The sequence below is a fragment of the Pseudomonadota bacterium genome, from assembly GCA_027624715.1.
In the GTDB taxonomy this organism is placed as follows: Bacteria; Pseudomonadota; Gammaproteobacteria; order Burkholderiales; family Eutrophovitaceae; genus Eutrophovita.
Map to the genome: position 1 here is coordinate 56,391 of JAQBTV010000001.1, position 25,880 is coordinate 82,270.

The window sequence follows — 25,880 nt, forward strand, 5'->3', positions numbered from 1 at the left end:
ACTATGCGCCATGTAATGAAAACGTATGGGAGAAAATCAGTCGCATTTACTCATGGAAACGGTGCTTGGCTTTTTGACACCTCAGGAAAGCGTTATCTTGACGCGCTCTGTGGAATCGCAGTGACAGGATTAGGCCACAATCACCCAAGGGTCACAAAAGCGATCCAAGATCAAGCAAGCACCTTAATTCACTGCTCGAACCTCTATCAGATACCTGAGCAAGAAGTGCTAGCAGTTAAACTATGCGAACTCTCCAAGATGGAGACTGTGTTTTTCTCGAATTCTGGCGCTGAAGCAAATGAAACGGCCATCAAGCTCGCCAGACTGTATGGGCACCAAAAAGGAGTGGAAAAACCAGTCATTATTGTCACCGAACAATCGTTCCATGGCAGAACAATGGCTACACTTTCTGCGACGGGAAATCGTAAGGTTCAAGCTGGCTTTGAACCTCTTTTATCGGGCTTCGCAAGAGTACCATTTGGAGACGTTGAAACAATACGTCAAGTTGCACTCAACAATGAAAACGTGGTCGCTATTTTCGTAGAACCCATTCAAGGAGAAGGTGGTATTCAGATCCCCTCCCCCCAATACTTAAATGAGCTAAGACTAATAGCTGACGAAGCTGATTGGCTCATGATGGTCGATGAAGTCCAAACCGGCATGGGAAGAACAGGTGCTTGGTTTGCTCACCAACATAACGCGATCATTCCCGATGTAATGACACTAGCCAAAGGTTTGGGTAATGGCATTCCTATCGGCGCATGTCTAGCACGCGGGAAAGCCGCAGAGACATTAACACCAGGCACTCACGGTTCGACTTTTGGGGGAAACCCACTTGTCAGTCGAGCCGCTATGGCGACTATAGAAGCCATCGAATTAGATGGCTTAGTTGATCGTGCAACATATATTGGCGACGCCATTACTAACGGTCTAGCAAACAATCTTAAAGGTGTAACCTCAGTTATCGAAATCCGAAATAAAGGCCTCATGATTGGAATTGAACTAGACCGAGCATGTACACCTATCACTGACCTAGCGCTTGAGGCAGGAATACTGATCAACGTGACCGCTGATAAAGTCATTCGACTGTTGCCACCTTTGATCCTTGACGATGAGCAAATTAAACTTCTAGTATCTACACTCTCTTCAGTAATTACACAATTCCTTAACGAATCGAAATGAAAGATCTCAAACATTTCCTGAAGTTCAGCGATTTCAACCAAGATGAACTCGAATACCTGTTTAACTTAACCAGGGATATCAAGAAAAAATACAAAGCATTCGAGCAACGCACGACCCTTCGAGACAGAACTTTGGTCATGATCTTCGAGAAAAGCAGCACCAGAACACATCTATCTTTCGAACTTGGTATGAGTCAACTGGGGGGAAGCTCCGTCTATCTGAATACCAAAGATTCACAACTGGGAAGGGGTGAGCCAGTTGCTGATTCAGCCCGAGTCATTTCTAGAATGTGCGACCTAGTGATGATCCGTACATTTGAACAAGAGCTGATTCAAACATTTGCACAGCACAGCACCGTTCCTGTCATCAACGGTTTAACCGACCAACATCATCCCTGCCAAGTCGTTGCAGATATTTTTACATTTATCGAGAAAAACGGCTCAATAAAGGGCTCAACAGTAACTTGGATTGGAGATGCGAATAACATGTGTAACACCTGGATTGAAGCCGCTGAAATACTTGACTTTCAGCTACATATCTCCTCACCACCAGGATACGAGCCAAAAGACTTAAGTCATTTTCAGCATGTCAAATTTTTTACAGACCCTGGGGCCGCCGTTCATCAAGCTGACTTAGTAACTACTGATGTATGGGCTAGTATGGGCTTTGAAGAAGAAACAAAACTTAGGAAACAGGCGTTTCAAGGCTGGCAAGTTAACAGCTCATTAATGGCACAAGCATCCAAAGATGCCATTTTCATGCATTGTTTACCTGCCCACAGGGGGGAGGAAGTATCTGCAGAAGTAATCGATGGGGCCCAAAGCGTCGTATGGGATGAAGCGGAAAATCGTCTGCATGTCCAGAAGGCACTCATGGAATTTTTACTGCTCGGGATAGTCGTAGGTTGAGAACATCAATTGACGCCCGTTGGAGCTTTCAACAAGCCCCACGACTGATGTATTGTACAACTTGAAATTTCGTAATTTCTGCAATTTATCAAAAGGAAAAATTCAATATGCTCAAATTCTTTATTGGTATCGTAATACTTACTTTCGGTGCTTTTTCCGCTTATGCTAATGACCCTGATATGGGGATCATTGCAGACGAAAATGGATGCAAAGTGTATAACCCCATGCCTCAAGAGGGTGAATCAATCAGATGGGACGGAAATTGCACCAATGGGTTTGCCAATGGTTCAGGTACACTTAAATGGTTCATTAATGAACAACTCAAGGAACACTATGTGGGCAGTATTGTTGACGGATGGGCCGATGGTCAAGGTGTGTATACCTCCCACGATGGTACTCAATACGATGGGACCTGGGTCCGCAGCCGACAGCATGGGATAGGCGCGCAATTGAATCCGGATGGAAGTGCGTATGATGGCGAATGGCTAAATGGTCGCGCTCATGGCTGGGGTCAGCTTAGAACGCCTGACGGAGAAATATTCGAAGGCCAATGGCGTAATGGAGAACCTGTGAGTGAGCCGGATGGCAGACGAATTTAACTTATTGTTGAACAAAAAGAACATATGCATAAAGTTGAAAAAGTTGTTTTAGCCTACTCGGGCGGTTTGGACACATCAGTCATTCTGAAATGGCTACAAGAAACATACGATTGTGAAGTTGTTACATTCACCGCGGACCTTGGCCAAAAAGAAGAGGTTGAGTCCGCCCGTAAAAAAGCAAAGGCTGCGGGCGTCAAACAGATTTTCATAGAGGATTTAAAAGAAGAATTTGTGCGTGAATATGTATTCCCCATGTTCCGAGCAAACACAGTATACGAGGGTGAATATCTTCTTGGTACCTCGATAGCGAGGCCTTTAATTGCTAAAAGACTAATCGAAATTGCCAAAAAAACTGGAGCAGATGCCATTTCTCATGGCGCTACTGGAAAAGGGAATGATCAGGTTAGGTTCGAATTGGGTGCCTATGCGCTCATGCCAGGCGTCAAAGTAATCGCACCCTGGAGGGAATGGGATTTGTTATCTCGAGAAAAGCTCATTGCTTATGCCGAAAAACAGAGGATCCCAGTCGACTTTAAGAAGAAAAAAGGAGTTGCTCCCTACTCAATGGATGCAAATCTACTTCACGTCTCTTATGAGGGTGGGGTTCTTGAAGATCCGAATGTCGCTCCAGAAGAGAGTATGTGGCGGATGACAGTCTCTCCTGAAAATTCGCCCAATCGTGCTGAAAATATTCAATTAATTTACAAAAATGGCGATATCGTAGCCATAAACGGGAAAAAATTATCGCCCGCTAACGTTCTAGGAGAACTCAATAGACTAGGCGGTAAACATGGGATCGGCAGACTAGATTTAGTGGAGAATCGCTATGTCGGCATGAAGTCTAGGGGGTGCTACGAGACTCCCGGGGGTACCATCATGTTGAAGGCTCACCGGGCTATTGAATCCATAACGCTTGACCGAGAAGTGTTAGCGCTGAAGGACGACCTCATGCCCCGCTACGCCAGACTAATCTATAACGGATACTGGTTCAGTCCGGAAAGGCTCCTGATTCAAAGTCTAATTGATGAATCTCAACTACCGGTTAACGGGTCAGTAGAATTAAAGCTCTATAAAGGAAATGTCCAAGTTTTAGGGCGAAAATCCCCACGAAACTCGCTGTTCGATGAGCGTATTGCGAGTTTTGAAGACGACAAAGGTGCCTATAACCAGGCAGATGCAACAGGATTTATCAAACTTAACGCGCTGAGGCTAAGAATAGGCGCCAAACAAAATTCAAAATTGAACAAAAATAAAAAATGACCACGATTGCTGTAGTCAAAAAAAATGGCGAAATAGCCATAGCAGCCGACACTCTTACTAAGTGGGGCTCGGGTAAAGAAAGTGCGAAATACATTCATAACTCAGGAAAAATTATTCAGGTAGGAGATAACCTTATTGCTATCACAGGTAATGCAACCTTTAAATTAATCTTGAGAGAATATTTTTATGAGGCACCTCACGAGATCGCACTTCGATCTACGGAAGAAATCTTTAGCACGTGGAACTTATTACACTTAAAACTAAAAGAAAAATATTTCTTGATGCCTGAGGAAGATAAGGAAGATGCGGTTGAATCATCCAGAATGGATGTGCTAATTGCAAACCCATTTGGGATTTTTGGAGTATCGGGACACCGCACGGTTCAAGAATTCAGTCGCTTCTATTCTTATGGCAGTGGCAGTGATTACGCATTGGGGGCTATGTGGGCCATGTACGACATCCCGGACATCAGCGCGGAAACGATTGCCAGGAAAAGTATAGAAGCCGCATCCGAATTTGATGATGGAACTGGACTTCCCTTAGATTCCCGTCAAATAAAGCAAATTAATTAAGTTAGGATCACTTATGCCATCATTTGATGTAGTCACGGAGGTTAATAAGGTTGAATTGAGAAATGCGATTGACCAATCCAACAAGGAAATAAGCAATCGTTTTGATTTCAAAGGCTCTGACGCGCGGATAGAACTATCCGAAAATCAAGAAATCACGGTTTTTGCTGACGATGAATTCAAAATGAGTCAGGTCTATGATTTGATGATGGGAAAGATGACTAAAAGAGAAATTGACATTCGAAGCCTAACCAAGCAAGGATTAGAAAAAATAAGTGGCGATAAAGTAAAACAAATTGTGACGGTTCTATCCGGTATTGACAAGGAATTAGGGAAAAAAATTATTAAGGTAGTTAAGGATAATAAACTGAAAGCCCAAGGCTCAATTCAGGGAGATGTTATCCGATTCTCTGGGGCGAAGAGAGATACGCTTCAAGAAGTAATTTCGTTACTTAAAAACGAAATTAAAGACGTACCTCTTCAATATAAAAACTTTAGAGATTGACCACCTAGCTTTTCACAATCATCGCATATGCAGAGTGATTATGAATCGACTCAAAATTTTCTGATTCGACGACATATGTATCTATTCGGTCGATTCCATTCAGCGCGGTCGCTACATCTCGCACCATATCTTCAACAAACTTTGGATTGTCGTAAGCTTTCTCAGTAACATACTTTTCATCTGGTCTTTTCAAAAGACCAAACAGTTCACAGGATGCCTGCTCTTCAGCCACCGCGATCAACTCCTCAATCCAAACATGCGCATTAGTCGTAGCAGAAATAGTGACGTGAGAGCGCTGATTATGGGCGCCATAGTCTGAAATCTGTTTTGAACAAGGGCACAGACTGGTCACAGGAACAACCACTTTCATCTCTAACTTGTAATCTCCCTTAGTAATCTGCCCCTTAAATGTCACTTCGTAATCAGACAGGCTTTTTACTTTTGATACGGGTGCGGATTTTTGAAGGAAATACGGGAACGTCATTTCGATATACCCGGAATCCGACTCCAATCGATCTAACATCGTTCGTAGAATGACTTCAAACGACTCAACAGATATTTCGCGTTCTTGCTCGTTGAGAATCTCAACAAAACGGGACATATGGGTCCCTTTAAAATTGTGTGGGAGCTCGACATACATATTAAACATCGCGATGGTGTGCTGGATCCCCTCTGACTTGTCCGCCACTTTGATGGGATGACGCATAGCCTTGATACCCACTTTATCAATAGCCAAGTGTCTCCCATCAATGGCATTTTGTACGTCAGGAATACTTAAATCTGTTGGTGAATTCATTATTAATACTTTCTTTAAAAGATCACGTTGATTATACCTTAATCAGAATTAATACCTATTGAGATCAACTCATCCCATATATGCATTAATTTGGTCAAAGATACCCCTCTCGTCTAAACCACACTCCTTAAGCAGTAAAGCCGTGTCCCCATGCGTCACGAATTTGTCTGGTAATCCAATCCGTAAGAACCTTAAATCTTTCTTCTCTAAAACCTCACCCACTGCGGAACCGCCACCACCCATGGAAACACCATCTTCTACGGTCACGATGAGCAAATGTTTTTCTGCTATCCGTTGGACCATATCGACATCTAAAGGTTTCACAAATCTCATATCCACAACAGTTGCGTTCAATTTATCTGCAGCAAAAAGCGTGGTTTTAAGGAGTGGTCCAAAAACAAGAATGGCGACTCCAGAATTTCCCTCTTTGATTAGCTCCGCCTTACCCATATGAACCGTGCGGCAAACATCATGTGTAGCAACCAGAGCATCCCCTCTTGGATATCTGACTACCGCTGGCCCAGGGTGTTCATAAGCTAAATTCAGCATATGCGCACATTGCGTTGCATCACTCGGCGTCATGATCACAACGTTAGGAACACAACGAAGATAAGCCAAATCAAATGCACCGTGGTGGGTTGGTCCATCAGCACCCACCAACCCACTTCGATCTAACGCAAAAGTTACATCAAGATTTTGTATGCACACATCATGAATCAACTGATCATAAGCTCTTTGTAAAAATGTCGAATATATCGCCAACACCGGCTTAAAGCCTTCGGTCGCCAAACCTGCTGCAAATGTAACTGCATGTTGTTCGGCAATGCCCACATCAAAATAGCGGTCTGGATACTGTTGCGAGAACTCTACCAAACCAGATCCTTCCCTCATTGCTGGCGTAATGCCAATCAGTCGGTCGTCCTTCGCTGCCATATCACAAAGCCATTGACCAAATACTTGGGTATAGGTTTGATTCTGACTTGATTTTTTTTGAATGCCTTCTGGAGGATCAAACTTGCCCACACCGTGGTAGAGAATGGCGTCTTCTTCAGCACGCTGATAACCCTTACCCTTCGTCGTGACAACATGAAGAAATTGAGGTCCTTCAAGCTTTCGCAAATTACGTAATGTCGCACATAGAACATCTAAGTCGTGTCCATCAATTGGGCCAATATAATTAAACCCGAACTCTTCGAATAGAGTCCCAGGCATGACCATGCCCTTAACATGTTCCTCAGCACGTCGCGCGAGCTCGATAACAGGAGGAAGTTTTTTAAATACTGTCTCTCCAGCCTTCCAGGCGGCAGAATAAAACCGACCAGACAAAAGTCTAGCGAGGTAATTGTTAAGCGCCCCAACATTCTCTGAAATTGACATATCGTTGTCATTTAGAACAACGAGAATATTTGCATCCATAGCACCAGCGTTATTCAGTGCCTCAAACGCCATACCTGCGGACATGGCCCCGTCTCCGATAATTGCGACGACTCTATTCTCATCCCCTCTCAATTGCGCACTCACCGCCATTCCTAGCGCCGCACTGATCGAGGTGCTAGAGTGCGCTGTACCAAAACTATCATATTCACTTTCTTCTCGGCTCGGGAATCCAGCAATGCCACCAAATTTTCTGAGCGTGCCCATCTGGTCACGGCGACCAGTTAGAATCTTGTGTGCATAAGTTTGGTGCCCTACATCCCAAACTAATTTATCCTTAGGCGTATCAAAAATATAATGCAGCGCAACAGTTAATTCCACCGTTCCTAAATTAGACGCAAGATGACCGCCAGTCTTTGATACGCTTTCAATAATGAAATCTCTCAACTCAACGGCGAGCTGAATCAACTGTTTTTTATGAAGCGCTCTCACGTCCTGAGGAGTATTAATCGTATTAAGTAGTTGGTACATATCAACCGATAATCTTTCTAATACACCCGATTAAAAACGAGTTTAGCAATATCGCTCAAGTACCCCCCACTCCGTGGAAGGCACATCAAACTCTCCTCTGTACGTTCTGCAAGTTCACGCGCTAACTCTTTAGCACGATTCAATCCAAAGGAAGTTACATAGGTAGGTTTTTTATCCCTCAGATCTTTCCCAAAAGACTTTCCTAAAACTTCTGAAGGCGAACTCACATCGAGTATGTCATCAGTAACTTGAAAACCCAATCCTAAATGACGGGCGCACCTGCATAGAGGCTCTTGATACGACTCCTCATACTCTAACCCACATAAGGCACCTATCTGAGCACTGGCTAAAAATAGAGCTCCAGTTTTTTTAGAGTGCATCAACTCCAATTCTGCCTGGGTCATCTTCAAGCCAACCTGGGCTAGATCAATCGCCTGACCGCCGACCATGCCTTGCGAGCCAGCTGCCTCAGACAATAAATGAATTTGTTGCAATCGAATCTCGTGACTGATGGTTGTCTGTTGAGTAGAGAGCACATTAAAGGCTAATGGTTGCAGGGCATCACCTACAAGCATTGCAGTTGCCTCATCAAACGCAATGTGCACTGTCGGCTGTCCCCGCCTGAGATCATCGTTATCCATACACGGCAAATCGTCATGGACAAGTGAGTAAGTGTGAATAAGCTCAAGGGCGACAGCACTGTATATTGCACGCTCGATATCACTCCCAAATAAATCTGCAGAAGCACATACAATCAAACTACGGATACGTTTTCCAGGGCTTTTAACCGCATAATGCATCGCCTCATGCAACACAGTTGGGACATGGTCACTGCGTGGCAAACACTGGTCAAAACTCCGTTCTAACTGAGCCACAACATCCTGCCTCCATTGCTCAAAGAGGCTAAGACTCATCAATACCTTCAAATTTTTTTAATATGCCCGCCTCAAGCACAGTCACCTCTCGTTGGGCTCCTTCTAGTTCTCTTTGACAAAACTGTAACAATTCAATTCCTCGTTTATAAAAAGAAAGTGAATTTTCTAAAGTTGTATCTTCACCCTCCATCTTCTCAACGATCAACTCAAGTTCAGTAAGCGCACCCTCAAAGGTTAACTTTTCTTTAGCTTTTGTCATAATATATGGGATTAGGCTTAATTTAGTTGTTTATTATCTCATGCGCTGGGCATCATAGTTTATCCAGTGCTTCTGAATATAAACTCTTATTTACGTTGCATAACTTAAAACACTATTCATATATGTATACCACCCTGATTGAATCCGACAAGCTGCAATCCATCATCAACCAACCAAGTACACTGGTTTTCGACTGCCGCCATGAACTGATCAACTCAGAATATGGAATAAAGAGTTATAAAGAAGGTCATCTTCCAAATGCTCTATTTGCATCCATGGATGACGTTCTCTCCCAGAAACCAAACGGCAAAAATGGCCGCCACCCTCTTCCCGAAATCTCAGCATTCACCAATTGGCTAAGTGTATGCGGCGTCACCCAGCACACCCAGGTCATCGCATACGATGATGCGGGAGGCGCGTATGCCTCAAGACTATGGTGTTTACTCAAATGGCTGGGTCATGATGCCGTCGCGGTGCTCAATGGAGGCCTGCAAGCGTGGATTAACCAAGGAGGCGATTTAGTATTAGATACCCCTAAACTAAATGATAGGAAGGCCTTTGAACCAAAAGTTAGGGATATCTTTGTTGACGCTGATTTCATATTGCAACACCTAGATGACGAACAAACATTAATCATTGATGCACGATCAAATGATAGATTCCATGGCCAAAATGAAAGTATTGACCCTATTGGCGGACATATCCCAGGAGCTATAAATCGATTCTTCAAAGATAACCTTAACAGTACGGGTAAGTTTCTCGACGCAAAAGACCTAAAAAAAATCTTTGAAGGAATAATGGGAAATGTCTCGGAAAAAACCATCATTCATCAGTGCGGATCAGGTGTAACAGCCTGCCATAATCTGCTCGCGATGGAGGTGGCTGGACTTGAAAACTCAAAGGTCTACCCTGGCTCTTGGAGTGAATGGATATCAGACCCTTCTCGGCCAATTGCTACCGATTAAACAGTAAAGCGTTCATCCACTAAGCTGTAACCGTCTGATCAGATTTTTCACTTGCGATTTGAATCAGTATTTCCTCATTATCATCCAGATCTATCTCTACGTCACCTCCTGATGACAACTTACCAAACAGCAATTCATCTGCTAGAGCACGACGAATCGTATCTTGTATAAGTCTAGCCATAGGCCGAGCACCCATCAAAGGATCGAAACCTTTCCGACCAAGATACTCGCGTAACTTTGAACTGAATGTCGCGTCAACCTTTTTCTCCTGCAATTGATGCTCTAACTCCATTAGGAATTTATCTACGACCTTTAAGATAATCTCCTGCGACAATGGCGCGAAAGAGACAATGGAATCTAATCGATTTCTAAACTCAGGCGTAAACTGCCGTTTTATTTCAGCAAGCTCGTCTCCAGCGGATACCGCTTCAGTGAAACCCATCGTATTCTTCGATAGTTCAGAGGATCCAGCATTGGTCGTCATGATGATGATCGCATTACGGAAGTCGGCTTGACGACCGTTATTATCTGTCAGCGTCCCATGATCCATGACTTGCAGCAGGATATTAAATATATCAGGATGTGCTTTTTCAATCTCATCCAAAAGCAACACACAATGCGGCTGTTTAACTAGAGCCTCCGTCAGCAACCCGCCCTGATCAAATCCAACATACCCCGGTGGAGCACCGATCAATCGAGATACCGCATGTCGCTCCATATATTCGGACATATCAAACCGGACCAGATCAATACCGAGCGTATACGCCAACTGGCGCGCCACTTCAGTTTTACCGACACCTGTCGGCCCACTGAATAAAAATGCACCAACAGGTTTCCGGGGATTACCCAAACCACTACGAGCCATTTTGATTGCTGAGGATAATGCGTCTATAGCACGTTCCTGACCAAACACCACCGCGTTAAGATCTCGATCTAAAGTCTTTAGCTTAGATCGATCATCATTCGACACAGTCTGTGAAGGAACTCTCGCGATCTTAGCTATAACTTCCTCTATCTCTAGCTTTCCGATCACCTTCTTTTTCTTCTTGCCAACAGCAATTCGCTGCGCAGCACCCGCCTCGTCTATCACATCAATTGCCTTATCCGGGAGGTGCCTATCGTGAATGAAACGCGCCGATAATTCAGCCGCAGCAGTTAACGCGGTCACTGTATACCGAACCTGATGATGCTCTTCAAATCTAGATTTAAGACCTCTTAGAATGGATACAGTCTCTGTAACCGATGGCTCTCCGACATCAATTTTTTGGAAACGCCTGGACAATGCATGATCCTTCTCAAAAATACCACGGTATTCTTTGTAAGTAGTCGCTCCGATGCAACGAAGCTGCCCAGAAGCCAGGGCTGGTTTCAATAAATTTGAGGCGTCAAGCGTGCCGCCAGAGGCCGAACCTGCGCCAATAATGGTATGTATTTCATCCACAAACAAAATTGAGTTTGGTTGTTTTTCGAGTTGCTTGAGCACTGCCTTTAGCCGCTGTTCGAAGTCACCTCGGTATTTTGTACCTGCCAATAATGCGCCCATATCTAGCGAAAAAACCTCAGAATTTTCCAAAATTTGAGGTATTTCACCCTCAACAATACGACGCGCCAAACCCTCCGCAATCGCTGTTTTTCCTACCCCTGCTTCACCGACTAAAAGCGGGTTATTTTTACGGCGGCGGCATAAAATTTGCACAACACGCTCTAATTCCATATCACGCCCAATCAAGGGATCGATTTTGCCCTTCACAGCCAACTCATTCAAATTAACGGCATAACTTGCCAAGGCGCTTTCTGCCTTCTTCCCATTCTGATTCTCTGATTCATCGGAGTCCGCACCATCTTTTTTTTCATCAGCATTCGAATCCCCTACTTTAGCAATACCATGAGCGATGAAATTAACAACATCAAGCCTGGTTACTCCTTTTTCATGCAAGAAGTAAACTGCATGAGAGTCTTTCTCGCCGAATATAGCGACCAGCACATTAGCTCCTGTGACCTCTTTTTTACCAGAGGACTGAACATGAAGAATGGCACGCTGAATCACGCGTTGAAACCCGAGTGTTGGCTGCGTCTCTGAATGCTCATCGGCAATCAATGGCGTATGTTCTTCAATAAAATCTATGAGTAATTTCTTCAGCTCTTCGAGGTTTGTTCCGCATGCTTTTAAAACCTCTAACGCCGACGGATTATCAAGCATCGCAAGTAACAGATGCTCTACGGTAATAAATTCGTGTTTTTTTTGGCGAGCCTCCATAAATGCCATGTGGAGACTGACTTCAAGTTCCTGAGCGATCATACTTCCTCCATCGTGCATTGTAGGGGGTGTTGATATTGACGCGAAAACCCAGCCACGAGCTCCACCTTTGTTGTTGCCACATCCTTTACAAAGACGCCACATACCCCAACGCCATCGCGATGCACCTTGAGCATGACTTGCGTTGCCTGCTCGCCCGTCATCGAAAAAAATTTCTGAAGTACCATAACAACAAATTCCATCGGCGTGTAATCATCATTCATTAGCATAACCTTGTAGAGCCTCGGGGGCTTAATCTTCGTTTTTTCTGCTACTAACTGCGCGTCACCTTGCTGATTACTCACAACCTAATCCTTAAATTTTTAATCTAAGAAGTATAACCCCTATCGTCTTCAGCATAAAAGTTTCGAACTCAAGCTATAACTTAGCAAATACCATAGATGCAATGCAACATTTTCCCGGATGGCATCACGTTTTACATCTTTCGACACCAAAAGACCCGGAAAGTTGCTTGACATCTCATCAGGAATCACCTAAAAAGATATTGGGGAGTTTGCATTCGCGTCGCCGGCATTAGCATGTAAGTCTAATTATTAAGGATTAGGCTTGGGAGGTCTGGATTCAAACGAAGTCTGGCAGCTTAATCGCTGTTTTATTAAAAAGCATTGGGGATTAGAGGTATGGCAACTGGTACAGTAAAATGGTTCAACGACACTAAGGGTTTTGGGTTCATCACACCTGACGATGGCAGCGAAGATCTTTTCGCTCACTTTTCAGCTATCGAAATGAATGGGTTTAAAACACTCAAAGAAGGACAAAAAGTAGCCTTCGAGGTAACGCAAGGACCCAAGGGCAAACAAGCTTCAAACATCAAAGAAGCGGGCTAAATTAAAAGTTTGATCTCTGACTGAGCATCACAAAACGGCAACTTCGGTTGCCGTTTTTTATTTTAGCCATACAAGTATCTCTTTATGAATTGGGTATAATTTTATTTAAAATAAAACTACAGTTCATAATATGAAATTACGACGCTACGCGTCAAAAATTAACATTGGAGAGCGATGATGCGCCAGCAATACCCATGTCCAAACGGAGTAACGATATCTGGAGGCTACAAATCCGAATATACCGAGATACTGACCGCCGAAGCGCTTGAGTTCCTAGCCAAATTGCATCGAAACTTTAACAGCACAAGAAAAGAACTGATTGAGCGCCGAGTCACTCGACAACAAGAACTTGATACCGGGAAATTACCTGATTTTCTTCCGGAAACCAAAGCCATTCGGGAAGCTGATTGGGTCGTAGCATCTGTTCCTCAAGACCTCCAAGACCGAAGAACAGAGATAACCGGACCGACCGACAGAAAGATGGTAATCAATGCCTTAAACGCCGGCGCCAAAGTGTACATGGCAGACTTTGAAGACTCCAACACTCCGACCTGGGATAACCAAGTATCAGGTCAAATAAATATGCGGGATGCCGTCCGCAAAACCATCAGCTTTAATAGCGAAGGCGGCAAGTCATATACACTTAATGAGGAAACAGCCACCCTGCTCATCAGGCCGCGCGGATGGCATCTAACCGAGGCACACGTGATGGTTGATGGGGACCCAATGTCTGGATCGTTATTTGACTTTGGCCTGTATTTTATTCACAACGCAAAAGAGCGTCTTTCTCAAAACTCTGGAATTTATTTTTATCTTCCAAAGATGGAGTCACACCTCGAAGCTAGGCTGTGGAACGACGTCTTTGTCTTCAGCCAAAACGAGATTGGCATCCCTCAAGGGAGTGTAAAAGCAACCGTTTTAATTGAAACGATTATGGCCTCATTTGAGATGGATGAAATCTTATACGAGCTGAAGGAACATTCAGCAGGACTTAACTGCGGTAGATGGGACTACATTTTCAGCTGTATCAAAAAATTTAGGAATCAAGAAAACTTCATTCTTGCAGACCGTAATCTCGTAACAATGACGAGTCCGTTCATGCGCGCTTACTCACTATTACTAATTAAAACGTGTCATAGACGAGGTACTTTTGCAATGGGTGGCATGGCTGCGCAGATTCCGATAAAAAATGATGCAGCTTCGAACCAAGCAGCTATAGATAAAGTCAGAACAGACAAAGAAAGAGAAGTGAACGATGGTCATGATGGCACCTGGGTAGCGCACCCAGGACTCGTTAAGGTTGCACAAGATGCCTTTGACAAAGTCATGACAACACCAAACCAAATCAGTAAGCAACGGGCTGATGTAAGTATATTGGCTAGCGACCTCATTAATTTTAAACCAAATGGACCAATCACTAAAGCTGGCTTACGCGCTAACATCAATATCGGTATCCAATATATTGGAGCTTGGATTGCAGGCACCGGATGCGTTCCTATTTTTAACCTAATGGAAGATGCCGCGACCGCCGAAATCTCTCGAGCTCAAATATGGCACTGGATCCGAAGTCCTTTGGGTGTCTTAGAAGATGGCAGAAAAGTCACAAAAGAATTATTCATTAGTCTAATTCCAGAGGAGTTAGAAAAAATCAAAGACCTGCTTGGCTCCAATTATCAGCATGGACGATATCCCGAGGGTGCCAAAATGTTTGAAAAACTCACTCTTGATGATGAATTTGTAGAATTCTTAACGCTGCCAGCATACGAAGAAATAGTAAAACATGGTGCTTAAATTCACATTAATGTAAATGTTGGATTGATTGTTTTCAACTACACTTGTCGCTAACGAATAAAATAGAAGACTCGATAGCAACTTCACAACCTACAATTCATTAAAGAATACGACATGGTCTGGAAACCGAACGTTACAGTCGCTGCCATTGCGGAACGAAACGGTCGATTCTTACTTGTAGAAGAAAATACCAGTGAGGGCGTTAAACTTAATCAGCCTGCAGGCCATTTAGAGGCTGGAGAGACGCTCATTGAAGCAATCAAACGAGAAGTTCTAGAGGAAACGGCATTCAGCTTTGAGCCGAAATTCACTACGGGAATACGACTTTGGAAAAAAACACCAAACGATTTAACCTACCTCAGAATTTCGTTCTCAGGCGATGTGGGAGAATTTTTCCCTCAAAGAACCTTAGATATTGGAATTATCCGACCTGTGTGGTTAACCCTAGAGGAAATTAAGGATGCAGCAGATAAACTCAGAAGCCCACTTGTGCTGAGCTGTATCACAGACTACTTAGACGGGTACTTATTTCCACTGAGTGTAATTCGACTCTGAGGATGAACATAAAGCTGTGAACAATAAAATTGTTATTGGTCTCTCTGGAGGAGTTGACTCCGCGATCGCTGCTTGGCTACTCAAAGAGCAAGGCTACGAGGTCACCGGAGTCTTCATGAAAAACTGGGAAGACGATGATGATGAAAGTTATTGTAGCTCTAGAGTAGATTTGATTGATGCAGTTTCAGTTGCAGAAATACTAGGTATTGATATCAAAACCGTTAATTTTTCTAAGGAGTATCGAGACCGTGTATTTAGTCAGTTCCTAGACGAATATGCGTGTGGCAGAACACCTAACCCTGACGTTTTCTGCAATTCGGAAATAAAATTTAAAGCATTCTTAGAGCATGCCATACAACTTGGTGCAGACAAAATAGCTACTGGGCATTACGCGCAACTGCGAGAGCGTAACGGGCTTTTTGAGCTACTAAAAGCTGAAGACGGTACGAAAGATCAAAGTTATTTTTTATACAGACTCAATCAAGACCAGCTGTCTAAAACGTTATTTCCTCTGGGTAACATTTATAAAAGAGAGGTTAGAGCAATTGCGAAACGCCTAGGTTTGGCGAATCATAACAAAAAAGACTCAACTGGCATCTGCTTCATTGGAGAGCGTCGATTTAAAGATTTTTTAGGGCGTTATTTGCCAGATAAACCCGGAAACATCGTAACTCCAGACGGCCAAATTGTCGGGACACATGAGGGACTAATGTTTCACACGATTGGGCAACGACAAGGACTTGGAATTGGCGGCGATGGACTACCTTGGTATGTCGCACAGAAAGATATGGCGGACAATACGCTCATTGTGGTGCAAGGGCATGATCATTCAATGCTACAGAATTCAGATATTTATGCGCAAAATCTCCATTGGATTTCCGGAAATATACCATCAACCCAATGGGTCTTTGGTGCCAAATCCAGGTATCGCCAAAAAGATGCCGCATGCACCATCAACGAAGTCACTGAGTCGATGTGTCACGTTCAATTTGCCGAACCTCAATGGGCCGTTACTCCAGGACAGTCTCTAGTCGTGTACGAGTCAAACGTGTGCCTAGGTGGAGGCGTTATCTCAGACTCTAATATTCAAAACCCTGATCTTTAGAATCAAATCACGCACCAAATCCAGTAATACCGAGAATTGCGCCGTGCTAAAATTACGGACTACCTAACCATAAACTCCTGTTTAATTGAGCCATGACTGCACACTCATCAGCCCTCACCGCAATTAGTCCGATTGATGGTCGCTATCAGCCTAAAATACAACCTCTAGCTCAATTTTTCAGCGAATATGCCCTAATTAAATATCGGGTAATAGTGGAAATCGAATGGCTTAAATCCCTATCAGAGTCAAAAGATCTGAAAGAGATTCAGACCATTCCACAAAGCTCGATCAACAAACTTAATACACTCGCTCAAAACTTCTCAGTAGATGATGCGTTGGCAGTTAAAACAATTGAGCAAACCACCAATCACGATGTTAAAGCGGTCGAATACTGGTTACGTCAGACTCTGAAAACAGAGGAGGATATTGCACCTATCACCCCTTTCATTCATTTCGCCTGCACTTCAGAGGATATCAATAATTTAGCCTACGCCTTGATGCTAAAAGGCGCTAGAGATAAGGTGCTAATACCCAAGATAACAACAATAATTTCGACACTCGCCGACTTGAGCGTGAAATACGCTAAGGTACCCATGCTCTCCAGAACACATGGGCAGCCGGCCAGTCCTACAACAGCAGGCAAAGAAATAGCAAATATAGTCTACCGTCTAGAGCGTCAAATGAGGTCTTTGGCCCAAATGACACTGCAGGGAAAAATGAATGGCGCAGTTGGGAACTTCAATGCCCACCTCAGCGCCTATCCAGACTACGACTGGGAAGCGCATTCACAAAAAGTTATTAATGGCTTGGGCTTAGAACCGATCCCATATACCACCCAGATCGAGCCTCACGACGGAATTGCAGAATTATTTGATTGCCTCATGCGCATTAATACGATACTGATTGATCTAAACCGTGATTTATGGGGCTATATTTCAATTGGTTATTTCAAACAAAAAGTCAAATCAGGGGAAGTCGGCTCTTCAACAATGCCGCATAAAGTAAATCCTATTGACTTTGAAAACTCTGAAGGAAATCTAGGTTTATCAAATGCGGTACTAGAGCACCTCAGTCGCAAATTACCTATTTCAAGATGGCAGAGAGACCTTACCGACTCGACTGTGCTGCGCAACATGGGTGTAGGGTTAGGTTACGGACTTCTTGCCTATGATTCATGCCTCAAGGGCCTATTAAAAATAGACATCAATTTAGATAAACTTAACAAAGATCTCGACCAATGCTGGGACGTTCTCGCCGAGCCCGTTCAAACTGTGATGAAGAAATATGGCATAGAAAATGCCTATGAACAGCTTAAAGACTTAACACGAGGTCAAGGTGGCATCACTAAACCAGACTTGCACAAATTTATTAAAAGTTTAACCATTCCGGATGACGCAAAAAAACGTCTTCTTGATCTAACGCCTCAGTCTTACACGGGAATTGCTCAAAAACTAGCTCAAAGCATCAAGAAATAATTAGCTACTCGGCGGCTCTCTTCTTAGTCGCGCCTTAATCACCTCAACAAGGGCTGGAGCGATAGACACAAGAATAATCAAGAAAATAACAGCTGTTAGGTTATTTTTTACGAACGGCAAGTCTCCTAAGTAGAAGCCAATACCTACCAAAGAGAATACCCAAAGAAAGGCCCCGATCACGTTGAACATTAAAAATTGCGTGTACGGGTAGCGAGCAATACCAGCCGCAAAAGGCGCATAGGTCCTGATAATCGGTACAAATCGAGCGATGATTATAGTTTTTGCCCCATATTTCTCAAAAAAATCCTGAGTGCGATCTAGATACTTTTGCTTAAGAAATCCAATTTTTCCAGTCATCAACACTCTTCGACCAAAAAGACTACCAAGATAATAATTCAATGCATCTCCCAAAATGGCAGCAGCAATTAATGTGCTAGTGATCAGAATAAAACTGAAGTCGCCCTTAGCAACGAACGCCCCAATTAAGAACAGCAAAGAATCTCCTGGCAAAAAAGGAGTCAAGACCAGACCAGTTTCGCAGAAAATGATCAAAAAAAGAAAAAGATAGGTTCCCTTGCCAAACGTTGCAATTGCCGCTGCGAGATGGGCATCAAGGTGCACAACCATCGAATAAATATCTCTAATGAATTCCACTCTTACCTGTCCTGATTTGGTGCATCAAGATACAAATCGGCAAGAAGTACACCATTGCAGACACCAAAGTATGCGCATTAAGTTACCTAGACGACTGCTTCCTCTTTCACTACCTCAGGCTTAATTAAGTCTTCTCGACTAATACCCAACCATAGGACGAGTGAGCTTGCCACAAAAATGGAGGAATAAATTCCAAACAAAATACCAATTGTCAGCGCTAATGCGAAGTAGTGAAGCGTTTCACCACCAAAAATTAAAATCGAAAGAACCATTAATTGGGTGCTACCATGCGTTATAACAGTTCGCGACATCGTACGTGTGATTGCGTTGTTAATGACCTCTGGAACAGTTGCTTTCCTCATCTTCCTAAAGTTTTCACGAATTCGGTCAAACACGACCACGGACTCATTTATGGAGTACCCTAAAATCGCCAATACAGCGGCTAAAACTGGAAGAGAAAACTCCCATTGAAACAAAGCAAAAAATCCTAGAATAATAACTATGTCATGTAGGTTGGCCAGAATTGCGGCCACCCCGAACTTCCACTCAAAGCGAAACGCTAAATAAGCCACAATACCTAAAGAGACAAACAATATCGCCAACGCACCATCTACAACCAACTCCTCACCCACTTGAGACCCGACATAATCTACACGCCGAAGCTCTAGTTGCTCATCATCTGCTTTGAGCATTGTGAAAACCTGATCGGATAACTTCGATCCAGATAACTCTGGTTTTGTCGGTAATCGAATCAACACGGTCCTTGAGTCTCCAAAACTCTGGACCATGGGCTCGTTCATTCCACCGGACTGCAGGGTGTTACGAATTTGAGTTAAATTTGCGGACTGAGAATAGCCTACTTCCATGACTGTCCCTCCCGTAAATTCAACCCCTAGGTTCAACCCCTTAACGGCAAGCGCGACAACTGCAACCACGAACATAGCAATGGAGATCACGTTAAACGCCAACGCATGACGCATAAACGGAATATCTTGACGAATTTTAAAAAACTCCATGACAGCTTTCCCTAATCTGAGTTACTTTTTTGAACGTGACACTAACTCGTTTTCTTGTACCAATCAGAATCCCCGATCGCAAGACTTTCAATGCGCTTCTTGCGGCCATAAATGAAATTAACGATACCCCTCGATACAAAAACGGCACTAAACATCGACGTCAATATACCAATGCAATGTACAACGGCAAAACCTCGAATCGGCCCAGTACCGAAAAAGAATAGTGCAATGCCGGCAATAAGCGTCGTAATGTTCGAATCTAAAATAGTGCCCCAAGCCCGCTCATAACCTGCGGTTATTGCAGCCTGTGGGGTGGTCCCATTCCTAATTTCTTCTCTAATACGCTCATTGATGAGCACATTTGCATCAATGGCCATACCTAAGGTCAGCGCGACCGCGGCGATGCCCGGCAACGTCAATGTCGCTTGCAACATCGATAAAAGTGATACCAAAAGAATAATATTGACGATTAACGCAAAAACCGAGATAACACCAAAGACAGCATAATAAAAGCCAATAAATATAGCTAACATAGCAAATCCAATCCAGGTTGACTTGAATCCTCGCTCGATATTATCGGCACCAAGGCTAGGACCAACCGTACGCTCTTCAATAATTTCCATGGGAGCGGCCAAAGCTCCTGCCCTTAATAATAACGCTGTATCGTGTGCCTCAGTTGTCGTCATACTCCCGCTAATTTGAACACGGCCACCTGGAATCTCTGCGCGCACTACAGGTGCTGTTACAACCTCGGTACTACCTTTCTCTACTAAAACCATCGCAATACGTCGCCCGACATTTTCTCGGGTAGTCATCTGAAAAATCGAGGATCCTCTGCCGTCTAAACTCAAATGAACGGCTGGCTCTGATGTCGTATTATCAAACCCAGGTTGTGCATCAGAGATTCTATCGCCCGTCAAAATAACTTCTTTCTTCAGTAAATATGGTGTCCCTTCCCGATCAAAGATCAAATCATCACCCGCCGGAACCAGTCCTTCTTGCGCCGCCTGCAAGCTTGCTGGATCCATTTTATCCTCATCAACCAACCGTACTTCGAGTGTGGCAGTGCGACCTAAGATATCCTTAGCCTTCGCTGTATCCTGCACTCCTGGTAATTGGACAACCACACGATCCACTCCCGATTGTTGAACAATCGGCTCCGCAACGCCAAGCTCATTTACACGATTTCTTAAGGTGGTGATATTTTGCTGTAACGCAAACTCTTGAATTCGCTTTTCAACCTCTGGCTTAATTTGAGCTACGATAACCGCAATATTGGATCGTTCCTCTAACGAATAAGCTAAGTCAGATGCTTTAATTTCGAGCGTTACAATCGCCTTATCTCTGAGTGATTGGTCCCTAAACTCTATGTCAATTGATGTCTTACCTGCAGAAATCCTTGAGTATCGAATATTTTCTGACCGCATCACTTGACGCAGGTCCTGCAAGTAGCTCTCTCTCGCTTTTTGTAATGAGGAAGGCATATCAACTTGAAGTAAAAAATGTACCCCTCCCCTTAGATCGAGCCCGAGATACATAGGGAGAGCATTAAGAGAGTTGAACCATAATGGGGCATTAGGTAGCAGATTTAAAGCAACAACATATTCCTTACCCAAATTACTTTGAATCGTATCCTTAGCCTTTAACTGCGCATCGGTATCTTCAAAACGGACTTTCACACCATTTTTATCTAGATAAGACGCTTGAGCAAAGATACCTGTCTCAGAGAGGAGATCGTCAATCTTTTGCAGCAGCTGCAAGTCAACTTTTACCCCAGACCGTAAAGGGGAGACTTGTATAGCGGGCGATTCGCCGAAAAAATTTGGAATTGTATAAACAATACCGACAAGCACAGCCACACCAATGATTAGGTATTTCCAAAGAGGATATCTATTCATAATTCTGCTATTTCTTTATCAATTGTCTTAACATCAAAAACAATAATAGATGATTAGTTAGTCGCCGATTTCAAAGTACCTTTAGGCAATACCGTTTGAACAGCCGGTTTCTGAATGACAATTTCAGTACCTGAGGTAATCTCAAGCTTTACAAACTGGTCTCCGACATAGGTAACCTTACCTAAGACACCACCACCAGCTACAACTTCATCCCCTTCCGCAAGGGCATCCAACATCCTTTTATGCTCTTTTTGCTTTTTAGCCTGAGGACGGATCATCAAAAAATACAAAAGTACAAATAAGAGGACTAGAGGCAACATCCCCATAATATCCATTCCTCCGGCCGAACCACCTGAGGTTTGGGCAAATGCTGTTGATACAAACATACTCTTTCTCCTTCATTCTAAAGATGACATTGATGCCAAATTTCATGAATGCCACCTGATATCCAAATAACCGCGCTATTCTAACAGCAGCACGCTATTTTCGCGACGCAAAGGGTCGTTAACCAACCAAAAAATCTAATGTATTAATATGATCTTTAAGGCGACCGGACTCAATGGCTAACCGCAACCCTTTCATAAGGCTCTGATAAAAATGTAAATTGTGTACAGTATTGAGATGCGCGCCAAGCATTTCGTCAATACGTTGAAGGTGGTGCAGGTAGGCCCTAGAAAAAGTTTTACAGGTATAGCACAAGCAGTTTTCGTCCAGCGGCTTCTCATCAAAGCGATAAACTGCGTTTCTTAATTTAACAATACCGGTTGACGTATATAACCAGCCATTTCTCGCATTTCTAGTAGGCAGTACGCAGTCAAACATGTCAATCCCAGCAGCTACCGCTTTCACTAAATCTGTCGGAGTTCCCACCCCCATAAGATATCTTGGCTTATCTTTTGGCATCCGAGGCGACACAAATGACATAATCCGTCGCATGTCCTCTTTGGGCTCCCCAACCGATAAGCCTCCAATAGCGTAACCATCAAAATCAAGCGTAATTAATTTTTCAATACTCTCTTCCCTTAAATCTTCATACATACCGCCCTGAATGATCCCAAAGAGTGCATTCGCATTGCCTTGATGAGCCTCTTGACTTCGTTTGGCCCACCGCATGCTCAAACGCATAGAGTCCCCAGCCTCTAATTTGGTTACCGGATAAGGCGTGCATTCATCAAATGCCATCACAATGTCTGAGTTCATTGAACGCTGGATTCTCATAGACTCTTCAGGGGTGAGGAAACACTGCGCACCATCAACGGGCGACCGAAAAGATACGCCTTCTTCTGAAATCTTTCGAAGGGCGCCGAGACTGAACACTTGAAATCCACCGGAATCGGTCAATATGGGCTTATTCCAACCAACGAATCGATGCAAGCCTCCATGAGCCTCAATCACAGCCAATCCGGGCCGGAGCCATAAATGAAACGTATTACCAAGAATCACATCCGCGCCCGCCTCCTCAATTTGATGGGGACGCATACCTTTAACGGCACCATAAGTCCCCACAGGCATAAAGGTAGGCGTGTCAACAACCCCATGCGCAAGCGTTAATCTCCCTCTTCTTGCTAGCCCATCGGTTGCCAAAACTGTAAACTCTAAAGTCATCTGTTTTACCTAAGTATCCATCGAAGACGCAGCATCATCTAACTAACAACATCGCATCGCCATAACTGAAAAATCTATATTTTTCGTCAATTGCATGTTGGTAAGCCCGTCTCATCTTATCGGTACCCATAAAGGCGGAAACCAACATAAACAATGTCGATTTGGGCAAATGAAAGTTAGTAATTAAACAATCTACAACTTTAAATGCATACCCGGGAGTGATAAATAAATTCGTTGAACCTTCCCCCACCCTTAGCTCACCCTCGTTACAAACACTTTCCAAAACACGAAGACTCGTTGTGCCCACAGCACAAACTCGTCCTCCTTTTGCTTTGGTTTCAGAGACGTGAGCCGCCGCATCTGATGGAAAAAAATAACGCTCGGAATGCATGTTGTGGTCTAACACATTTTCCACAGCAACAGGCTTAAAAGTACCCACACCAACATGGAGAGTCAGATAAGTCATTTTTATATTTTTTTGAGCTAGTTTTTCCAACATATCTTGGTCAAAATGCAGTCCAGCCGTGGGTGCGGCGACCGCGCCTGGATTCTTCGCGTAAACAGTTTGATACCGATCTAAGTCTGATTCATCAGGTTGACGACGTATATATGGGGGCAGGGGTATATCACCATGCCGAGCCAAACAGTCATATATATCTATTGAGGACTCCAATTCAAATACCCCATCAAAAAAGCTGATAACGGTAAAGATCGTATCGCTAGCAATATGAATATTCTGTCCAATCTTGGGTCGCCGACTGGCTCGAATTAGACATTTAAATCGGGTTGAAGACAAAATTTGGTCAATCATGACCTCAACTTCCCCACCAGTGTCTTTGGCTCCTTTTAAACGAGCCCTCATAACCCTCGTATCATTAAAAACTAGTAAATCATCCTCTGTTAAAAAATCAATAAGGTCAACAAAGTGCGCATCATCAAAAGTTTCTTTGCTCTCTGTGGACACTAACAACCGGCTAAGGCTGCGAGACGCAAGAGGTTCCTGAGCAATCAGCTCATCGGGTAAATTAAAATTAAATTGCGAAATATGCATTCAGGCATTGTATCGCTGATTAACATGTCGCTCTAATTCTGCAATCCAGTAAAATAGAGTCTATAGGCCTCCTTGATGGCAGCTCAAACTTCAGGGATAATCCTCGCTGTTGCCGGGATGGCGGAATTGGTAGACGCAGCGGACTCAAAATCCGCCGGTGGAAACGCTGTGGGGGTTCGATTCCCCCTCCCGGCACCAAAGGTGTCTCAATACTTAAGTCTTTACGCTTAAAAAACTAACGTAACAAATTGAGCAGCATCACTTACGTATGCTCTAATCTGAACCACATGAAAAATATTCTGTACCGACGTGATGTTGATGGACTTAGGACACTCGCAGTTACTTTCGTGGTTTTTTTTCACTTGTCTCCAAACGCATTTATTGGGGCAGACATATTCTTCGTGATCTCAGGTTTCCTGATTATAAATATCATAAAAAGCAACCTAGACAGAAAGTCATTTTCGCTAATCGACTCTTATATAGAACGAATTAGAAGACTCTTCCCAGCGCCACCTTTTAAGATGACTAGCTGTTACATTTTTGGCTGGTTCAGAATAGGGTCTAGGGATTACGAGCACTTATGCAAACACATCGCCGCCGAATCCAGGTTTATCTTTAACTTTTGTTTAACAGTCGGGGTCGCCAACTGTCTGCAAACACGAAAAAGTATGTCCCGATGACTTACGATACTCTACATATGACCTATCCAGGGTCAAAAATATTTGTTGAAAAATCAATGTCCATGAGCAGTTTCCGCTAACTTATTAATTCACAATGAAATGAAAGTACTAATCAGAGAGCAAGATAAAGAAACGCGCTTAAGTCACCTACCTTCAATGTTAAGTTCAGCCTGGTCAATCGAAGCGATCAATCATATTGAATCTGATCTATGGTTTGCGCAACTCCAAACAGCCGATGCAGTCATTTCGATGCAATGGACTGACCCTAACATTCCTTGCAATAATTTAAAACTACTCCAATTACCTGGAGCGGGACTTGATGGCCTAGATTTCCGGACGATTCCCGCACACACATCAGTATGCAATGTCTTTGAACATGAAATACCCATCGCGGAATTCGTTATCGCTGCAATATTACAATGGGTGACTCACATCAACACATTAGACCGCAACATGCGAAAAAATAATTGGTCTGGATCTTCTCTATTTGGACCGACGCATGAAGAACTCTGCGGTAAAACTATTGGCATTATAGGTTATGGGCATATTGGAAGAGAAGTTGCCAAGCGTATAAAGCCCTTTGGCGTCCACGTGATTGGGTGCGGACCGAGAAAACCAGTATCAGGAGAAAAGCCAGATACCTTCTACCTAATTGATCATCTTGATACCGTTCTAGGGCTATGTGATTTTATTCTGATATCAACGCCACTAACAGAAGAAACTGAAGGGTTGATTTCAAAATCAGAATTCAAAAAAATGAAAAAAACAGCCGTTATCATTAATGTGGCCAGAGGTTCTATTATTAACGAGGGTGCTCTCTATCAAGCCTGTAAAGAAAAGCAGATTGGTGGCGCAGTGATTGACACGTGGTATCAGTACCCAGACAACATTTCAGAACAGATACCACCCTCTCGCTTTAACTTCAATGAGCTCGATAACGTCATCATGTCGCCTCATGCATCCGCCTGGACCAATTCACTCATCTATCGCAGAACAAAATTCATTGCAGAAAATTTAAATCGCCTAGCGAGAGGGGAGCCATTACTTAATATCGTCAAACATTCAGATAAAATAAAATAAAAT

General features: G+C 43.5%; 25 protein-coding genes and 1 tRNA gene. 14 read left to right on the top strand and 12 right to left on the bottom strand.

Annotation, left to right across the window (positions count from 1 at the left end):
* Positions 1 to 3: 3 nt before the first annotated feature.
* The 6 genes from O3A65_00290 (at position 4) to O3A65_00315 (ending at position 5,023) form a co-directional block, all read left to right on the top strand.
* Positions 4 to 1,182, top strand: coding sequence for an aspartate aminotransferase family protein (locus O3A65_00290; protein MDA1330900.1), 1,179 nt, complete (start codon positions 4 to 6; stop codon positions 1,180 to 1,182).
* The gene (gene argF, locus O3A65_00295) at positions 1,179 to 2,090 is read left to right on the top strand and encodes an ornithine carbamoyltransferase (GenBank protein ID MDA1330901.1); all 912 of its coding nucleotides are present in this window, start codon (positions 1,179 to 1,181) and stop codon (positions 2,088 to 2,090) included. The genes O3A65_00290 and argF overlap by 4 nt, the downstream gene beginning before the upstream one ends.
* 107 nt (positions 2,091 to 2,197) lie before the next feature.
* Complete coding sequence (locus tag O3A65_00300; GenBank protein ID MDA1330902.1) at positions 2,198 to 2,689, top strand: hypothetical protein; 492 nt, start codon at positions 2,198 to 2,200, stop codon at positions 2,687 to 2,689.
* A gap of 24 nt (positions 2,690 to 2,713) precedes the next feature.
* On the top strand, positions 2,714 to 3,949 hold the full coding sequence (locus O3A65_00305; protein MDA1330903.1) for an argininosuccinate synthase: 1,236 nt from the start codon (positions 2,714 to 2,716) through the stop codon (positions 3,947 to 3,949).
* Positions 3,946 to 4,521: a hypothetical protein gene (locus O3A65_00310; GenBank protein MDA1330904.1), complete on the top strand. Its 576-nt coding sequence runs from the start codon at positions 3,946 to 3,948 to the stop codon at positions 4,519 to 4,521. Before O3A65_00305 ends, O3A65_00310 begins: the two co-directional genes overlap by 4 nt.
* A 13-nt stretch (positions 4,522 to 4,534) precedes the next feature.
* Complete coding sequence (locus O3A65_00315; protein MDA1330905.1) at positions 4,535 to 5,023, top strand: YajQ family cyclic di-GMP-binding protein; 489 nt, start codon at positions 4,535 to 4,537, stop codon at positions 5,021 to 5,023.
* Positions 5,024 to 5,027: 4 nt separating this feature from the next.
* Here O3A65_00315 and folE2 read toward each other — a convergent pair whose 3' ends face one another.
* The 4 genes from folE2 to xseB form a co-directional block, all read right to left on the bottom strand.
* Positions 5,028 to 5,819, bottom strand: a complete 792-nt coding sequence (gene folE2, locus O3A65_00320) for a GTP cyclohydrolase FolE2 (protein ID MDA1330906.1) — start codon at positions 5,817 to 5,819, stop codon at positions 5,028 to 5,030.
* Positions 5,820 to 5,888: 69 nt separating this feature from the next.
* Positions 5,889 to 7,724, bottom strand: coding sequence for a 1-deoxy-D-xylulose-5-phosphate synthase (dxs, locus tag O3A65_00325; protein ID MDA1330907.1), 1,836 nt, complete (start codon positions 7,722 to 7,724; stop codon positions 5,889 to 5,891).
* 17 nt (positions 7,725 to 7,741) lie between these two features.
* Positions 7,742 to 8,638: a polyprenyl synthetase family protein gene (locus O3A65_00330; protein MDA1330908.1), complete on the bottom strand. Its 897-nt coding sequence runs from the start codon at positions 8,636 to 8,638 to the stop codon at positions 7,742 to 7,744.
* Entirely contained in the window at positions 8,628 to 8,858 is a 231-nt protein-coding gene (gene xseB / locus O3A65_00335; GenBank protein ID MDA1330909.1) for an exodeoxyribonuclease VII small subunit, read from the bottom strand. The genes O3A65_00330 and xseB overlap by 11 nt, the downstream gene beginning before the upstream one ends.
* A gap of 122 nt (positions 8,859 to 8,980) precedes the next feature.
* Here xseB and O3A65_00340 point away from each other — a divergent pair, with 122 nt between their 5' ends.
* Positions 8,981 to 9,823 carry a sulfurtransferase gene (locus O3A65_00340; GenBank protein ID MDA1330910.1) on the top strand — a complete coding sequence of 281 codons (843 nt, stop codon included), beginning with the start codon at positions 8,981 to 8,983 and terminating at the stop codon, positions 9,821 to 9,823.
* Positions 9,824 to 9,842: 19 nt separating this feature from the next.
* Here the strand turns inward: O3A65_00340 and clpA are convergent, their stop codons facing one another.
* Together clpA and clpS are read right to left on the bottom strand one after the other, a co-directional pair.
* On the bottom strand, positions 9,843 to 12,122 hold the full coding sequence (clpA, locus tag O3A65_00345; GenBank protein ID MDA1330911.1) for an ATP-dependent Clp protease ATP-binding subunit ClpA: 2,280 nt from the start codon (positions 12,120 to 12,122) through the stop codon (positions 9,843 to 9,845).
* A complete protein-coding gene (gene clpS, locus O3A65_00350) occupies positions 12,119 to 12,424 on the bottom strand; it encodes an ATP-dependent Clp protease adapter ClpS (protein ID MDA1330912.1) in 306 nt (101 codons plus the stop codon). The genes clpA and clpS overlap by 4 nt, the downstream gene beginning before the upstream one ends.
* A 336-nt stretch (positions 12,425 to 12,760) precedes the next feature.
* Between clpS and O3A65_00355 the strand changes: the two genes are divergently transcribed.
* The 5 genes from O3A65_00355 (at position 12,761) to purB (ending at position 17,893) form a co-directional block, all read left to right on the top strand.
* On the top strand, positions 12,761 to 12,967 hold the full coding sequence (locus O3A65_00355; GenBank protein ID MDA1330913.1) for a cold-shock protein: 207 nt from the start codon (positions 12,761 to 12,763) through the stop codon (positions 12,965 to 12,967).
* Positions 12,968 to 13,144: 177 nt separating this feature from the next.
* Positions 13,145 to 14,758, top strand: coding sequence for a malate synthase A (gene aceB / locus O3A65_00360; protein MDA1330914.1), 1,614 nt, complete (start codon positions 13,145 to 13,147; stop codon positions 14,756 to 14,758).
* 114 nt (positions 14,759 to 14,872) lie between these two features.
* Entirely contained in the window at positions 14,873 to 15,313 is a 441-nt protein-coding gene (locus tag O3A65_00365; GenBank protein MDA1330915.1) for an NUDIX hydrolase, read from the top strand.
* A 16-nt stretch (positions 15,314 to 15,329) separates the two neighbouring features.
* Complete coding sequence (mnmA, locus tag O3A65_00370) at positions 15,330 to 16,418, top strand: tRNA 2-thiouridine(34) synthase MnmA (GenBank protein ID MDA1330916.1); 1,089 nt, start codon at positions 15,330 to 15,332, stop codon at positions 16,416 to 16,418.
* 92 nt (positions 16,419 to 16,510) lie between these two features.
* The gene (gene purB / locus O3A65_00375) at positions 16,511 to 17,893 is read left to right on the top strand and encodes an adenylosuccinate lyase (protein ID MDA1330917.1); all 1,383 of its coding nucleotides are present in this window, start codon (positions 16,511 to 16,513) and stop codon (positions 17,891 to 17,893) included.
* On the opposite strand, the gene O3A65_00380 is transcribed toward purB, so the two are convergent.
* From O3A65_00380 to queA, 6 genes are all read right to left on the bottom strand, one after another.
* Positions 17,894 to 18,547, bottom strand: coding sequence for a VTT domain-containing protein (locus tag O3A65_00380; protein ID MDA1330918.1), 654 nt, complete (start codon positions 18,545 to 18,547; stop codon positions 17,894 to 17,896).
* Between the two features lie 86 nt (positions 18,548 to 18,633).
* A complete protein-coding gene (gene secF, locus O3A65_00385) occupies positions 18,634 to 19,563 on the bottom strand; it encodes a protein translocase subunit SecF (GenBank protein ID MDA1330919.1) in 930 nt (309 codons plus the stop codon).
* Positions 19,564 to 19,604: 41 nt separating this feature from the next.
* Entirely contained in the window at positions 19,605 to 21,461 is a 1,857-nt protein-coding gene (secD, locus tag O3A65_00390) for a protein translocase subunit SecD (GenBank protein ID MDA1330920.1), read from the bottom strand.
* A 53-nt stretch (positions 21,462 to 21,514) separates the two neighbouring features.
* Entirely contained in the window at positions 21,515 to 21,847 is a 333-nt protein-coding gene (yajC, locus tag O3A65_00395) for a preprotein translocase subunit YajC (protein MDA1330921.1), read from the bottom strand.
* Between the two features lie 118 nt (positions 21,848 to 21,965).
* On the bottom strand, positions 21,966 to 23,066 hold the full coding sequence (gene tgt, locus O3A65_00400; protein MDA1330922.1) for a tRNA guanosine(34) transglycosylase Tgt: 1,101 nt from the start codon (positions 23,064 to 23,066) through the stop codon (positions 21,966 to 21,968).
* Positions 23,067 to 23,100: 34 nt separating this feature from the next.
* A complete protein-coding gene (gene queA / locus O3A65_00405) occupies positions 23,101 to 24,117 on the bottom strand; it encodes a tRNA preQ1(34) S-adenosylmethionine ribosyltransferase-isomerase QueA (GenBank protein ID MDA1330923.1) in 1,017 nt (338 codons plus the stop codon).
* A 111-nt stretch (positions 24,118 to 24,228) separates the two neighbouring features.
* Here queA and O3A65_00410 point away from each other — a divergent pair.
* A tRNA-Leu gene (locus tag O3A65_00410) sits at positions 24,229 to 24,315 on the top strand.
* Between the two features lie 581 nt (positions 24,316 to 24,896).
* Entirely contained in the window at positions 24,897 to 25,877 is a 981-nt protein-coding gene (locus O3A65_00415; GenBank protein MDA1330924.1) for a 2-hydroxyacid dehydrogenase, read from the top strand.
* The last annotated feature ends 3 nt before the right edge of the window (positions 25,878 to 25,880 follow it).

Excerpts from the sequence above, each read along its gene's own strand:
- O3A65_00330 (MDA1330908.1), bottom strand. The coding sequence starts at position 8,638 with ATGAGTCTTAGCCTCTTTGAGCAATGGAGGCAGGATGTTGTGGCTCAG.
- O3A65_00315 (MDA1330905.1), top strand. The coding sequence starts at position 4,535 with ATGCCATCATTTGATGTAGTCACGGAGGTTAATAAGGTTGAATTGAGA.
- O3A65_00310 (MDA1330904.1), top strand. The coding sequence starts at position 3,946 with ATGACCACGATTGCTGTAGTCAAAAAAAATGGCGAAATAGCCATAGCA.
- secD (MDA1330920.1), bottom strand. The coding sequence starts at position 21,461 with ATGAATAGATATCCTCTTTGGAAATACCTAATCATTGGTGTGGCTGTG.
- aceB (MDA1330914.1), top strand. The coding sequence starts at position 13,145 with ATGCGCCAGCAATACCCATGTCCAAACGGAGTAACGATATCTGGAGGC.
- yajC (MDA1330921.1), bottom strand. The coding sequence starts at position 21,847 with ATGTTTGTATCAACAGCATTTGCCCAAACCTCAGGTGGTTCGGCCGGA.
- O3A65_00305 (MDA1330903.1), top strand. The coding sequence starts at position 2,714 with ATGCATAAAGTTGAAAAAGTTGTTTTAGCCTACTCGGGCGGTTTGGAC.
- clpA (MDA1330911.1), bottom strand. The coding sequence starts at position 12,122 with ATGATCGCTCAGGAACTTGAAGTCAGTCTCCACATGGCATTTATGGAG.
- xseB (MDA1330909.1), bottom strand. The coding sequence starts at position 8,858 with ATGACAAAAGCTAAAGAAAAGTTAACCTTTGAGGGTGCGCTTACTGAA.
- argF (MDA1330901.1), top strand. The coding sequence starts at position 1,179 with ATGAAAGATCTCAAACATTTCCTGAAGTTCAGCGATTTCAACCAAGAT.
- O3A65_00290 (MDA1330900.1), top strand. The coding sequence starts at position 4 with ATGCGCCATGTAATGAAAACGTATGGGAGAAAATCAGTCGCATTTACT.
- O3A65_00300 (MDA1330902.1), top strand. The coding sequence starts at position 2,198 with ATGCTCAAATTCTTTATTGGTATCGTAATACTTACTTTCGGTGCTTTT.
- O3A65_00355 (MDA1330913.1), top strand. The coding sequence starts at position 12,761 with ATGGCAACTGGTACAGTAAAATGGTTCAACGACACTAAGGGTTTTGGG.
- purB (MDA1330917.1), top strand. The coding sequence starts at position 16,511 with ATGACTGCACACTCATCAGCCCTCACCGCAATTAGTCCGATTGATGGT.
- tgt (MDA1330922.1), bottom strand. The coding sequence starts at position 23,066 with ATGACTTTAGAGTTTACAGTTTTGGCAACCGATGGGCTAGCAAGAAGA.
- queA (MDA1330923.1), bottom strand. The coding sequence starts at position 24,117 with ATGCATATTTCGCAATTTAATTTTAATTTACCCGATGAGCTGATTGCT.
- O3A65_00340 (MDA1330910.1), top strand. The coding sequence starts at position 8,981 with ATGTATACCACCCTGATTGAATCCGACAAGCTGCAATCCATCATCAAC.
- secF (MDA1330919.1), bottom strand. The coding sequence starts at position 19,563 with ATGGAGTTTTTTAAAATTCGTCAAGATATTCCGTTTATGCGTCATGCG.
- folE2 (MDA1330906.1), bottom strand. The coding sequence starts at position 5,819 with ATGAATTCACCAACAGATTTAAGTATTCCTGACGTACAAAATGCCATT.
- O3A65_00415 (MDA1330924.1), top strand. The coding sequence starts at position 24,897 with ATGAAAGTACTAATCAGAGAGCAAGATAAAGAAACGCGCTTAAGTCAC.
- dxs (MDA1330907.1), bottom strand. The coding sequence starts at position 7,724 with ATGTACCAACTACTTAATACGATTAATACTCCTCAGGACGTGAGAGCG.
- O3A65_00365 (MDA1330915.1), top strand. The coding sequence starts at position 14,873 with ATGGTCTGGAAACCGAACGTTACAGTCGCTGCCATTGCGGAACGAAAC.